This is a genomic window from Priestia sp. YIM B13551 (genome assembly GCF_042787905.1).
Taxonomy (GTDB): Bacteria; Bacillota; Bacilli; order Bacillales; family Bacillaceae_H; genus Priestia.
On sequence record NZ_JBHZOX010000002.1, the window covers coordinates 1139843 to 1153194 of the forward strand.

At 38.4% G+C, this 13352-nt stretch carries 12 protein-coding genes; all 12 read right to left on the reverse strand.

The window, feature by feature from the left end:
- Positions 1 to 12: 12 nt before the first annotated feature.
- Positions 13 to 1095, reverse strand: a complete 1083-nt coding sequence (flhB, locus tag ACFX4N_RS15460; RefSeq protein WP_057273945.1) for a flagellar biosynthesis protein FlhB — start codon at positions 1093 to 1095, stop codon at positions 13 to 15.
- A 2-nt stretch (positions 1096 to 1097) separates the two neighbouring features.
- Positions 1098 to 1454, reverse strand: a complete 357-nt coding sequence (locus ACFX4N_RS15465) for a flagellar biosynthetic protein FliR (protein ID WP_377261837.1) — start codon at positions 1452 to 1454, stop codon at positions 1098 to 1100.
- Between the two features lie 190 nt (positions 1455 to 1644).
- Positions 1645 to 2424 carry a GTP-sensing pleiotropic transcriptional regulator CodY gene (gene codY, locus ACFX4N_RS15470; protein ID WP_013058882.1) on the reverse strand — a complete coding sequence of 260 codons (780 nt, stop codon included), beginning with the start codon at positions 2422 to 2424 and terminating at the stop codon, positions 1645 to 1647.
- 28 nt (positions 2425 to 2452) lie between these two features.
- Complete coding sequence (gene hslU / locus ACFX4N_RS15475) at positions 2453 to 3853, reverse strand: ATP-dependent protease ATPase subunit HslU (protein WP_013058883.1); 1401 nt, start codon at positions 3851 to 3853, stop codon at positions 2453 to 2455.
- Between the two features lie 16 nt (positions 3854 to 3869).
- Complete coding sequence (hslV, locus tag ACFX4N_RS15480; protein WP_013058884.1) at positions 3870 to 4412, reverse strand: ATP-dependent protease subunit HslV; 543 nt, start codon at positions 4410 to 4412, stop codon at positions 3870 to 3872.
- Positions 4413 to 4426: 14 nt separating this feature from the next.
- Positions 4427 to 5329 (reverse strand): tyrosine recombinase XerC, encoded by a 903-nt coding sequence (gene xerC / locus ACFX4N_RS15485; protein ID WP_013058885.1) that lies wholly within the window; start codon positions 5327 to 5329, stop codon positions 4427 to 4429.
- A 65-nt stretch (positions 5330 to 5394) separates the two neighbouring features.
- On the reverse strand, positions 5395 to 6699 hold the full coding sequence (gene trmFO / locus ACFX4N_RS15490) for an FADH(2)-oxidizing methylenetetrahydrofolate--tRNA-(uracil(54)-C(5))-methyltransferase TrmFO (RefSeq protein ID WP_013058886.1): 1305 nt from the start codon (positions 6697 to 6699) through the stop codon (positions 5395 to 5397).
- 206 nt (positions 6700 to 6905) lie between these two features.
- Positions 6906 to 8981, reverse strand: coding sequence for a type I DNA topoisomerase (gene topA / locus ACFX4N_RS15495; protein ID WP_057273958.1), 2076 nt, complete (start codon positions 8979 to 8981; stop codon positions 6906 to 6908).
- A gap of 154 nt (positions 8982 to 9135) precedes the next feature.
- The gene (dprA, locus tag ACFX4N_RS15500) at positions 9136 to 10017 is read right to left on the reverse strand and encodes a DNA-processing protein DprA (protein WP_057273959.1); all 882 of its coding nucleotides are present in this window, start codon (positions 10015 to 10017) and stop codon (positions 9136 to 9138) included.
- A 63-nt stretch (positions 10018 to 10080) separates the two neighbouring features.
- Entirely contained in the window at positions 10081 to 10983 is a 903-nt protein-coding gene (gene sucD, locus ACFX4N_RS15505; protein ID WP_013058889.1) for a succinate--CoA ligase subunit alpha, read from the reverse strand.
- 18 nt (positions 10984 to 11001) lie between these two features.
- The gene (gene sucC / locus ACFX4N_RS15510) at positions 11002 to 12162 is read right to left on the reverse strand and encodes an ADP-forming succinate--CoA ligase subunit beta (protein WP_013058890.1); all 1161 of its coding nucleotides are present in this window, start codon (positions 12160 to 12162) and stop codon (positions 11002 to 11004) included.
- Positions 12163 to 12531: 369 nt separating this feature from the next.
- On the reverse strand, positions 12532 to 13299 hold the full coding sequence (locus tag ACFX4N_RS15515) for a ribonuclease HII (protein WP_057273960.1): 768 nt from the start codon (positions 13297 to 13299) through the stop codon (positions 12532 to 12534).
- Positions 13300 to 13352: the final 53 nt, after the last annotated feature.

Consider the following 13352-nt stretch of genomic DNA (forward strand, 5'->3'; position numbering starts at 1 on the left):
AATAGCGTAACGTTACATTTTGTTTTGAACGCGGTATACATAAGCTAATATTTCAGCCACCGCTTTAAAAAATTCTTCTGGAACCGCATCTCCTACTTTGGTTTGATCAAAAAGCGCTCTGGCCAGCGGGCGGTTCTCTACCATGATAATTTCATGACTTTTGGCAATTCCTTTAATCTTCTGAGCAATAAAGTCTACACCGCTGGCTACAACATAGGGAGCATCCATTTTTTCTTCATCATATTTTAAAGCAATGGCATAATGAGTAGGGTTTGTAATGACGACATCTGCTTTTGGAACTTCCTGCATCATGCGAGACATTGCCATTTCCCGCTGCTTTTGCTTTATTTTTGATTTAATTAGAGGATCTCCTTCAATGTTTTTATGCTCATCTTTGATGTCTTGCTTTGACATTCGAATATTTTTCTCGAAATCAAACTTTTGGTACAAATAATCAAGCAGCGATAAAAATAAAAGCATAAGCGAGGCTGCAAGTCCCATTTGAAAAACAAGCTTAGAAAGAACAACCAGCGAGTCCCCTATACTTTTTTGAGATAAATTTAATACATCTTCTATGTGAATCCATAAGATAAAAAACGTGACGGCTCCGATACACATAATTTTCAGCGTTGACTTGATTAGTTCTACCAGCGCTCTCATGGCAAAAATTCGTTTGGCTCCGCTAATAGGGTTAATCTTTTCTAACTTAGGCTGAAGAGCCTCCGTGGAAAAAAGAATGCCAACCTGCATATAATTTGCTCCGAGCGCAGCAATAAAAGCTGCGAGCATAACAGGACCTGCTGCAAGGGCTATTGAAGGAAGAAGGTGCTTAAACATTGCAAATACGCGCTCTGCCGTCACTTCCTCAAGCATATACGTTTGAAAAGCTTCTCTTAACAACTTCATCATTTGCTGTAAAAACTGTTTAGCTCCAAACAAAAAATAAAGAAAAACCATTAAAAGGATGAGCGCAGTTGTAACGTCTTGACTTTTAGCTACCTGTCCTTTTTTTCTAGAGTCTTGCTTTTTTTTAGGTGTAGCTTTTTCCGTTTTTTCTCCCGCGAAAAATTGCAAATCAACTTTTACTAAAAACAAAGCTACACCCCTCCTAATATGCGGATCATCGCGTGCATCGCTTCTATCATTTGTTCAAATATGATTTGCATCATATAAAACATGCTCCCCATCAGGACAATCAGCAAAATAAAGGCAACAATAATTTTTACCGGAAATCCCACTACAAAAATATTTAACTGCGGAACGGTTCTTGCGACAATTCCAAGCGCGATATCTACTAAAAATAATGAACCTACCAAAGGTAAAGACATTTGAACAGCTACTAAAAACATCGATGAAAAAACAGTTATGATGTGTGTAGCAAATGCTTGGCTTCCCACAGGGAAGGCTGTTTTGTCTAACGGAATAATTAAATAACTATTATAGATGCCGTCTATTTGTAATCAACTAGTATCTTTTTACTATTTAAAGATTCTATAATATAATTTTTAGATTTTTATATGAAGTTTGTTATAGATTTGTAAAAATAGTGAACGAATCGTCTTAACTCACAGCGAACCTTTTTGTACTGAGAGCATACAAAAAAAAGCACACGGGCTTTGCCCGTGTGCTTTTTGGTTCATAAACTTAGTTAGATTTTAATTTTTCAAGCTCTACTAAGAATTTGTTGTTAAGAACTTTAATGTAAGTTCCTTTCATTCCTAAAGAACGTGATTCGATAACGCCAGCACTTTCTAATTTACGTAGCGCATTTACGATTACTGAACGTGTAATTCCAACGCGGTCAGCAATTTTACTTGCTACTAATAGTCCTTCATTTCCATTTAACTCTTCAAAGATGTGCTCAATAGCTTCTAACTCACTGTATGATAATGAGCTAATTGCCATTTGTACAACAGCTTTGCTACGTGCTTCTTCTTCAATTTCTTCTGCTTTTTCACGAAGAATTTCCATACCTACTACCGTTGCACCGTATTCAGCAAGGATTAAATCATCGTCTTCGAACTGACGGTCTAAACGAGATAGTACAAGCGTACCTAGACGCTCTCCGCCTCCGATAATTGGAACGATTGTTGTTAGTCCTGCATCAAATAAGTCTTTATTTTCAACTGGGAAAGCTGTATATTGACTTTCAATGTTTAAGTTAGAAGATGTTTCTTGAATGTTAAATAAGCTTTGAGTATATTCTTCTGGGAACTGGCGTGCTTCTAACATATCTTTCATGCGCGCATTCTCAATTTGCTGTTTAACAGCGATTCCTAATAATTTACCGCGACGGCTTACTACGAATACGTTTGATTCGATCACTTCGCAAAGTGTTTCAGCCATTTCTTTAAAGTTTACTGGTTTACCAGCTGCTTTTTGTAGCATTGCATTAATCTTTCTAGTTTTCCCTAATAAATCCATTAGTACTCTTCCTCCTGCGATTTCAGTTCTATAAAATAAATTGACTCAAATCTTTGTTTTTAGCGATTTTTTCTAATTTTTCTTCCACGTACTGCGGAGTAATCACAATTTTCTCTAATGTTACTTCTGGTGCTTCAAACGATAAATCCTCTAGCAAACGTTCTAAAATCGTATGAAGCCTTCTTGCACCAATATTGTCTGTATCTTGATTCACCTGATATGCAATTTCTGCAATCTTACGTATAGCATCGTCAGAAAATTCAATTTGTATACCTTCAGTTTCCAATAATGCCGCATATTGCTTTAATAACGCATTATCTGGCTCTACTAAAATGTTTATAAAATCTTCAACGGTTAGCTTCGTTAATTCAACGCGAATTGGGAATCGACCCTGCAATTCTGGAATTAAATCCGACGGTTTTGATACATGGAAAGCACCGGCTGCTACAAATAAAACATGATCAGTTTTGACTGCGCCATATTTTGTAACAATCGTTGACCCTTCTACAATTGGTAAAATATCTCGCTGCACGCCTTCACGTGAAACGTCAGCGGAAGATGAATTAGCACTTTTTTGAGCAATTTTATCAATTTCGTCAATGAAAATAATTCCGTATTGTTCTGCACGATTCACAGCTTCTTGCGTCACTTCATCCATATCAATCAATTTTTGCGCTTCTTCATTTGTTAATACTTTTCGTGCATCTTTAACAGTAAGTTTGCGCTTTTTTTGTTTTTTAGGCATAAAATTACTTAAGGCATCCTGCATGTTCATGCCCATTTGTTCCATACCCGAACCTTGTAACATATCAAACATAGAAGGCTGTTGCTCTTCTACTTCAATTGTGACATAATGATTTTCAAGCTCTCCTAAAGCAAGCTGATGAGCAATCTGCTTGCGCTTCGTTGCAATATTCGTTTCCTCATCTTGATCAGGATCCGCATCGCTTGACTGTGTACCGTTTGAAAAAATCATTTCAAACGGATTTTTAAACGATTGCTGCTTCTTTTTGCTTGGAACAAGAAGCTCTACTATCCGCTTGTTTGCATTTTCTTCTGCGCGATCACGCACGCCGTTCATTTTTTCTTCTTTCACAAGTCGAACTGACGTTTCCACTAAATCACGAACCATTGATTCTACATCGCGTCCTACATATCCAACTTCCGTAAATTTTGTTGCCTCAACCTTAATAAAAGGTGCACCGACAAGCTTAGCTAAGCGGCGTGCAATCTCGGTTTTACCCACACCTGTAGGACCAATCATTAAAATGTTTTTCGGCACAACTTCATCACGTAAAGATTCGTCTAGCAGACCGCGTCGATAGCGATTTCGCAGCGCAACAGCGACCGCTTTCTTTGCCTTCGTTTGACCAATAATATACTGATCGAGCTTTTCTACAATTTGTCGAGGTGTTAAATGAGAATTCATAAAAAAATCCCCTTTCCTACAGTTCTTCTACAATAATATGATCATTTGTATAAACACATATCTCACTTGCTACATCTAAAGCTGCTTTTGCAATTTCTTTAGCTGTTAAATGTTCGCCTGCATGTTGTTTTAATGCACGTCCCGCTGATAAAGCATAATTTCCGCCTGATCCAATTGCTAAAATGCCGTCGTCCGGTTCAATAACTTCACCCGTTCCTGATACTAACAGTAAGTTATCTTTGTTCATAACAATAAGCATTGCTTCTAACTTTCGCAATACTTTGTCACTTCTCCATTGTTTAGCAAGCTCAACGGCTGCACGCTGAAGATTTCCGTTATACTCTTCAAGCTTCGTTTCAAATAATTCAAAAAGAGTGAATGCATCAGCTACTGAACCTGCAAAGCCGGCAAGAACTTGCCCTTGAAATAGACGTCTTACTTTTCGAGCAGTATGTTTCATAACAACAGCATTTCCGAACGTTACTTGTCCGTCCCCAGACATGGCACATTGACCGTTATGCTGAACCGCAAAAATCGTAGTAGCATGGAAAGTAGACAAATTAACTCCTCCTTTTATGCGCGAGGATGGTGATTCATATAAACTGCCTTTAAACGATCCTTCGTCACATGTGTGTATATTTGAGTGGTTGATAAATGTTCATGACCTAGCATTTCTTGAACTGTACGTAAATCTGCCCCTTCATTTAACATATGAGTCGCAAAAGTATGCCGCAAAACGTGTGGACTAATATGTATATTCTCAGCGGTCTTCTTTACTAACTGATCAATGACTAAGCGTATGCCTCGGTCTGTCAACGGTGTCCCCTTATAATTCAAAAAGAGCGAATGAGTATCAGAAGGAGCCTTTTTTAAAAGAAGCTTTCTTCCATTATCTATATATACTCTAAGAGCGCCCTTGGCATAACAGCCAAATGGCACGTACCGTTGTTTTTTCCCTTTGCCATATACGAGCAAAGTTTGAAGTGAAAAATCTATATCGCTAAGCTTAATAGATGCACATTCACTCACTCGTATTCCGGTGGCATACAGCAATTCTAATAGAGACTGATTACGCTGCCCTAACGGAGTTGTTAAGTCATTCATTTGAAATAATTTCACAATCTCCTCTTCATACAGAAAGCGAGGATTTCGCTCTTCCTTTTTAGGAAGGGTAACGAGCGCAAATGGATTATCTTCTACTAATTCTTCTCTATTTAAGTAACGATAAAACGTTCTCAAACAAGAAATTTTGCGTGACATCGATCTTTTTGAATACTGCTTTTCATATAGGCGTGTTAAAAACAGCCTTGCATCAGCATATGTAACACTTTGTAGGTTTTGTATTTGCTCTTCCTGCATAAAAGACATGAAGATACCTATGTCTTTTTCATAGCAGTCAACTGTATATTTTGAATAGTTTTTCTCAATTTGTAAATATTCTAGAAAGGAATTTAATACATCTTTAACAAATTCCAATGTTATCACCTCACAAGGGCTACTAAATATTATCACAATTAAGTAGCCCTTGCAAACAATTTTGATTATTTTGTTGTAAAATTCTGAATAGTTTCCAATGCTCTTTTAGCAAGCGTTTCATTTCGTTCTTGTTTGTTTTTGATTCGCACTTCCAATTCTTTGAATAAGCCAAAGTTGGCATTCATCGGCTGGAAGTTTTTAGCGCTTGTATGTGTGATATAGTGAGCCATACTGCCAATCGCCGTTTCCTGCGGCAATACAACCAATTCTTCACCAAGTACAAGTCGAGCTGCGTTCATTCCGGCCATTAGTCCGCTCGCCGCTGATTCTACATATCCTTCTACTCCCGTCATTTGTCCAGCAAAGAATAAGTCATCACGCTCACGATATTGATACGTCGGCTTTAACAATTTAGGAGAATTAATAAACGTATTTCTATGCATAACTCCGTAGCGTACTACTTCTGCATTTTCCAAACCTGGAATTAAGCTTAATACTTCTTTTTGTGCTCCCCATTTTAAATGTGTTTGAAAACCTACGATATTATATAGTGTACCTGCTGCATCATCTTGACGAAGCTGAACAACTGCATAAGGTCGCTTTCCTGTTTTCGGATCTTCTAACCCAACTGGTTTCATTGGTCCAAAGAGCATTGTTTTTTCTCCGCGTGAAGCCATTACTTCAATTGGCATACATCCCTCAAAATAAATTTCTTTCTCAAATTCTTTTAAAGGAACCGTCTCTGCATTGATTAATGCTTCATGAAAACGTTGGAATTCTTCTTTTGTCATCGGACAGTTTAAATAGGCAGCTTCCCCTTTGTCATAGCGAGATTTAAGATATACTTTATCCATATCAATGCTGTCTTTTTCAATAATAGGTGCAGCCGCATCGTAAAAATATAAATAATCTTCACTTGTTAACGCACGCAGCTTTTCTGATAAATCTTTTGACGTTAACGGACCTGTTGCAATAACAGTTGGTCCTTGTGGAATTTCCGTAATCTCTTCATTAACAACCGTTACGTTTGGATGGTTTTTAACGCTTTCCGTCACACGAGCGGCAAATTCGTGACGGTCAACAGCCAGTGCTCCACCTGCTGGAACCGCACACTCGTCTGCTGAACGAATAATTACAGAGTCTAATAATCGCATTTCTTCTTTTAACACACCCACTGCATTTGTTAATGTATTCGCACGCAGTGAATTACTACATACTAATTCAGCAAATTTGTCCGTATGATGAGCAGGTGTTTGCTTTACTGGTCTCATCTCATAAAGACGGACTTTCAAACCGCGCTTTGCGATTTGCCAAGCCGCTTCACTTCCAGCAAGACCTGCTCCGATAACATTAATTACTTGTTCATTCATTGTAAATCCTCCAACTTCATTTCTATCTTTTCTATCATTTTACTTATTCATTCACTTGTCTTTTCCTTTTTTAACGGGACAAAGAAAATGCGACATTACTCAATGTCGCTAATAACGTTTCCATTTTAGCACATGAAGCAATGTCGCCGCATCTTATATAACTGCTATTTTTAAATTTAAAGTGTGGGAATTCATCCCATTCTCTTTTACTGCTGAGCTTCCTCTTTATAATCACAACTTGTACAGACAACTTGAGTTCCTTTTTTCTGTTTCTTCTCCACAAGCAGATTTTCACATTTCGGACATTTTCTTGCAATCGGCTTATCCCAAGATACGAAGTCACAGCCCGGGAATCGATCACAGCCATAAAATGTACGCTTTTTCTTCGATTTTCGCTCAACGATATTTCCTTCTTCACATTTCGGACACTTTACACCAATCTCTTTTACAATTGGCTTTGTGTTGCGGCAGTCAGGAAAATTAGAGCATGCCATAAATTTTCCGTAGCGTCCCATTTTGTATACCATAGGTGAACCGCATTCTTCACAATCTTCTCCGGCAGGTTCATCTTTAATCTCCACTTCGCGCATTTCTTTTTCAGCATGTTCTAAGCGTTTTTCAAAATCACTGTAAAATTCGTCAATAACACGCACCCATTGAACATTACCATCTTCCACTTCATCCAAATCGTTTTCCATTTTAGCTGTAAACTCTACATCTAAAATTTCCGGGAAAAACTCCAATACAAGCTCTAGTACAATTTCTCCAAGTTCTGTTGGAACAAAACGCTTGTTATCGAGCGCTACGTACCCGCGCTTTTGAATCGTGTCAAGTGTTGGAGCATATGTAGACGGTCGGCCAATGCCTAGCTCTTCTAATGTCTTGACTAAACGAGCTTCAGTATATCTTGGCGGCGGCTGTGTGAAGTGCTGCTTTTCATCGATGTCCTTAGAATAAGCTACTTCTCCTTCTTCTAAGTCTGGAAGAAGATTTTCTTTTTCCTCCACTTGATCATCATTGCCTTCAACATACACTTTCATAAAGCCTGGAAATTTAACTTTCGAGCCGTTTGCTCTAAATGTTACGTCTCCATTTTTCAAATCTACAGCCATTGTATCCATAATTGCAGGTGCCATTTGACTAGCAACGAAGCGCTCCCATACTAGCTTATACAGTCGATACTGATCACGCGATAAGAACTCTTTTACCTCTCCTGGTTTACGAAGAGCTGAAGTTGGACGAATCGCTTCGTGGGCATCTTGCGCGTTCGATTTTTTCTTTTCTTTACGCTTTTCCGTTGCCACAAACTGATTTCCGTATGCGTTCGTAATGTAATCTCTAGCTTCTGTTTGAGCTGTTTCTGAAATACGAGTAGAATCGGTACGCATATACGTGATAAGACCTACTGTACCTTCTTTTCCTAAATCAATTCCTTCATATAATTGCTGCGCAATCATCATTGTTTTTTTCGCTCGGAAGTTCAGTTTCCGCGCTGCCTCTTGCTGTAATGAAGACGTGGTAAAAGAAGGAGCCGCATTACGCTTTCGCTCACGTTTTGTTACTTTAGAAATTGAAAATTCATTTCCATCTAATTGTTTAACAATGTTGGTTACATCATTTTCATTCGATAGCTCTACTTTTTTCCCTTGATATTCGATTAACTGGCCTTCAAATTGGTCGTTCCCTTTTTGAAAAGTTGCTTTTACCGTCCAGTATTCTTCTGGGATAAACTTTGCAATTTCTTTTTCACGATCAATAATTAACCGCACTGCAATTGATTGAACCCTTCCGGCACTTAATCCTTTTTTCACTTTTTTCCACAGCAATGGACTGATGTTGTAGCCAACCAGCCTGTCAAGAATACGGCGTGCTTGTTGAGCATCTACTAAATCCATATTAATTGCTCGTGGATGTTTAAAAGATTCTTTAATCGCTTCTTTTGTAATTTCGTTAAATACTACGCGACAGTCCGATGCAATGTCTACATCCAAACTGTGCGCCAAGTGCCATGCAATCGCTTCTCCTTCACGGTCTGGATCGGCTGCTAGGTAAATCTTTTTTGCTTTTTTAGCCGCTGTTTTTAGTTCTTTTAAAACCGGGCCTTTCCCGCGAATTGTAATATATTTCGGATTGTAATCCTGTTCAATATCAATTCCCATTTGACTTTTAGGTAAATCGCGAACATGTCCCATCGATGCTTTTACTTTATATTTCTTTCCTAAATAACGTTCAATTGTTTTAGCCTTTGCAGGCGATTCTACAATTACTAGGTAGTCAGACATCTATTTGTTCCTCCTCAAGAGGTAGAATAAAATCTTCATTATTATTAAATATTTGGTTCTTGTTTGTCAAATGTCCAAAAGATAAGTCATACGATTTTACTACGTATCTCACTAGTATTTCATACCATGCAAGAATATGACTACTTTGAAACATTCATCTTATATACATCATTTCATCTGTAATATCAGCAGCGCTTTGCACAAGTTTTGCCCCTAATTGGATTAACTTATTCGTTCCACATGATGTTTCTTCAAAAATAGACCCGGGTACGGCAAATACTTCTCTTCCTTGCTGAAGCGCCTGGTCGGCGGTAATAAAAGATCCACTTCTTTCTTTTGCTTGCACCACCAACGTGCCTCCTGTTAATCCGCTAATGATTCTGTTTCTGCGAGGGAAAAACCATTTCGTCGGCTTCATAAACGGGGCATATTCAGAAAGCAGCAAATGATGCTGCGCAATTTCTCTTGCTAAATTTTGGTTTCCTCTTGGGTAAATATTATAAAACCCTCCGCCTAAAACTGCAATCGTTTTAGCTTTTTCAGCGATAGCCAGTTCATGAGCAGCCTGGTCAATCCCTAGAGCTAGTCCACTTACAACGACAAATTCTTCATGCAGCATCGGCTTAACAATATGAATCAGAGCTGCAGTTCCATATGAAGTGGGATTCCTTGTTCCTACAACGCTTAAGCTTTCTGGAGCGTGTAGAAGAGAAACCTTTCCTCTTGCAAATAATACCCAAGGCGGATCATAAATATGGCGCAAAAGTTCAGGATATTCATTATCTAGGATGGTGACACATTGAATATTCTCAGCGTCATATTTATCTAGAATATCTCGTATTGGAATAGTTTGCAAATCTTTTTTTATTTGATTAGCACGTTCAATCGAGAGAGTCAATAGTTTTTGAAGCTGTGATGGAGAGTACTCGTAGAGATTTTGTAATGAAGAATTCTGTTGAAGTAGCGTAAAAATTTGTTTCCAATTAACAGATGGACAATGTGCTAAATGAATTAATTTTTCCCGTAAATCAGACATTCTACAATCTCCTTTTTAAATGGACAAAATAGCCCCCGGTCAAAGGAGGCTATATGTCTTCTATTAATGAGTCTTACACTGCTCGTAAATGCCTTGTTCTTTTAACACTTTAATAAGTGTTTCTCCCATAACAGATGGTGTTTCAGCTACTTGGATACCGCACTCATTCATTGTTTTAATTTTTTCAGACGCTGTCCCTTTACCACCTGAAATAATAGCACCAGCATGGCCCATACGTTTTCCCGGAGGTGCTGTTTGACCGCCAATGAAGCCGACCACAGGTTTTGTCATATTTGCTTTTACCCATTCTGCCGCTTCTTCTTCTGCCGTACCGCCGATTTCACCAATCATAATTACTGCATACGTATCTTCATCTTCATTAAACGCTTTTAATACATCGATAAAGTTCGTGCCGTTCACTGGGTCACCGCCGATACCAACAGCTGTTGATTGGCCAATGCCAGCTTCAGAAAGTTGATGAACAGCTTCATATGTTAATGTACCAGAACGTGAAACTACACCTACATGACCTTTTTTGTGAATGTACCCTGGCATAATTCCAATTTTACATTCTTCCGGTGTAATAACACCTGGGCAGTTAGGTCCCACAAGGCGCGTACGTTTTCCTTCCATATAACGCTTTACTTTTACCATATCTAATACTGGAATACCTTCCGTAATACAAATAACTAAATCTAAATCTGCGTCAACTGCTTCAATAATGGAGTCAGCTGCGAATGCTGGCGGAACATATACAACAGAAGCCGTTGCGCCTGTTTTTTCTTTTGCCTCGGCAACCGTATTAAATACCGGAACACCTTCTACTTCTAAGCCGCCTTTACCTGGCGTTACGCCACCAACAATTTTCGTTCCATATTCTAACATTTGCTGTGTATGAAAAAGGCCAACTCCGCCTGTAATTCCTTGTACAATTACTTTTGTATCTTGATTAATAAATACGCTCATTCCTATCCCCCAGCCTTTCTATTTCACTAGTGAAACGATTTTTTGTGCGCCGTCTGCCATAGATTCAGCAGCTGTGATATTTAAGCCTGATTTTTGTAAAATTTCTTTTCCAAGTTCAACGTTTGTTCCTTCTAAGCGAACAACTAATGGAAGGCTTAATCCAACTTGTTTCGTTGCTTCAACAACACCTGTTGCAATAACATCACATTTCATAATCCCGCCGAAAATATTAACGAAAATACCTTTTACATTTTGGTCAGATAAAATAATTTTGAATGCTTCTGTTACTTTTTCAGCAGTTGCGCCGCCCCCAACATCCAGGAAGTTAGCAGGGTCGCCTCCGTAATGCTTAATAATATCCATCGTTGCCATTGCTAAACCTGCACCGTTTACCATACAACCGATATTACCGTCTAGTGAAATGTAGCTTAAGTCATATTTAGATGCTTCAATTTCTTTAGCATCTTCCTCTTCAAGGTCACGATATTCAAGAATATCTTTTTGACGATACAGCGCATTTGAATCAAAGTTTAACTTCGCATCCAATGCCATAACGTCTCCGTCACCTGTTACAACTAGAGGATTAATCTCTGCAATTGAGCAGTCTTTTTCAACAAATACTGTATATAAACCTGTCATGAACTTAACTGCTTTTCCAACTAATTCTTTTGGAATATTAATATTAAATGCAAGTCTGCGAGCTTGGAATGCTTGTAAACCAATCGCAGGATCTACATATTCTTTAAAGATTTTTTCAGGCGTTTTTTCCGCCACTTCTTCAATTTCAGTTCCACCTTCTTCAGAACCCATCAATACAACTTGAGACGTTGCACGATCAAGAACTAAACCGATGTAGTATTCTTTCTTAATATCGCATCCCTCTTCAACTAACAAGCGCTTAACTTCTTTTCCTTCAGGGCCTGTTTGGTGTGTTACGAGGGTCTTTCCTAAAATATCTTGTGCATATGTACGAACTTCATCTAAGTTTTTTGCTACTTTGACACCGCCCGCTTTACCGCGTCCACCAGCATGGATTTGTGCTTTCACCACTGATACTTGTGAACCTAATTCCTTTGCTGCTTCAACTGCTTCTTCAACAGTAAAAGCTACTCGACCGTTTGGTACTGCAACCCCATATTTTCTGAGTAGTTCTTTTCCTTGATACTCATGGATATTCATTTCCCATCCTCCTAACATAATCAACCACAAAACTATACTGCACAAAATAGACTGCGCTTTCATTGTATAAAAATAATTGTCTAATTGTCTACTATTCTAGTGAAAAATATTGAAATAATAAGAAAATTGATATTTTTATGGAGATAGTACTTAACTATACCTTATGAAGTCGATGAGGCTTTGCGGACGTTAAACGTATAGTTGATCATGTAAATCAACCTTCATAACTAAAGCGAACTGAGAGGAAAATAATTTACGAACTTCACCCTCTACAATATCTCCACTTAAATAGGCTATATTCTTTTTGCGCCTAAAATCCCGCATGTGAAACATGCGCTAAAAAGCAGAGATATGCTCGGGTATCATGTTCTAGTTTACTTGGTTTTTTATCGGTGCAAAAGATCGGCGATGTTCTGGCAAAATTCCATATTGTTCGATTGCTTCTAAATGTTGTTTTGTTCCATATCCCATATGTTTTTCGAATCCATATGCAGGATAGCGTTCACCAAGTTCTTTCATCATTCGATCTCGCGTCACTTTTGCAATAACAGAACTTGCAGCAATCGAAATGCTTGTAGCATCGCCTTTGATGATTGACTGCTGCGAAATAGACACCGGCAGCTTCATCGCATCAATAAGCAGTTCATCAGGCTGAACAGCTAGAAGTTCAATTGCTTCAGTCATTGCCTTTTTTGTTGCTTCATAAATATTAATAGAATCAATAACCTCTGCCCCTATAATGCCTATACCGATAGCAACAGCGCTTTTACAAATTTCTTCATAAAACGCTTCTCGCTTTGCCTCTGATAACTTCTTGGAATCTGTCAGACCAGGAAGAAAAAAATCAGGAGGCAAAATAACGGCAGCCGCTACTACCGGTCCCGCTAACGGCCCTCTTCCTACTTCGTCTACTCCGGCAATATAGGTTGCTCCTTGGCTATATAATTCATTTTCATATGCCATCATTTCATCAAACTGTTTCTTCAAGCGCTCAGCGGCTTCAAATTGCCTTTGTTTTTGAATAATAACCTGCTGCACACCTTTACGCTCATCTTGCGCATATACCTTAAATAAAGCATCTTCCGGGCTTCTCACTTGCTTTAGTTCTTCTTTTATTTCCTTAATACTCTTTTTCATTAGCTCCACCTTCTTTATATCAACATTTTCACACGGCACCTTTACATAAAAAA

Coding starts and splice junctions, on each gene's coding strand:
- sucC (WP_013058890.1), bottom strand. CDS start 12,162: ATGAATATCCATGAGTATCAAGGAAAAGAACTACTCAGAAAATATGGG.
- ACFX4N_RS15515 (WP_057273960.1), bottom strand. CDS start 13,299: ATGAAAAAGAGTATTAAGGAAATAAAAGAAGAACTAAAGCAAGTGAGA.
- hslU (WP_013058883.1), bottom strand. CDS start 3,853: ATGAATTCTCATTTAACACCTCGACAAATTGTAGAAAAGCTCGATCAG.
- sucD (WP_013058889.1), bottom strand. CDS start 10,983: ATGAGCGTATTTATTAATCAAGATACAAAAGTAATTGTACAAGGAATT.
- trmFO (WP_013058886.1), bottom strand. CDS start 6,699: ATGAATGAACAAGTAATTAATGTTATCGGAGCAGGTCTTGCTGGAAGT.
- topA (WP_057273958.1), bottom strand. CDS start 8,981: ATGTCTGACTACCTAGTAATTGTAGAATCGCCTGCAAAGGCTAAAACA.
- codY (WP_013058882.1), bottom strand. CDS start 2,424: ATGGATTTATTAGGGAAAACTAGAAAGATTAATGCAATGCTACAAAAA.
- dprA (WP_057273959.1), bottom strand. CDS start 10,017: ATGTCTGATTTACGGGAAAAATTAATTCATTTAGCACATTGTCCATCT.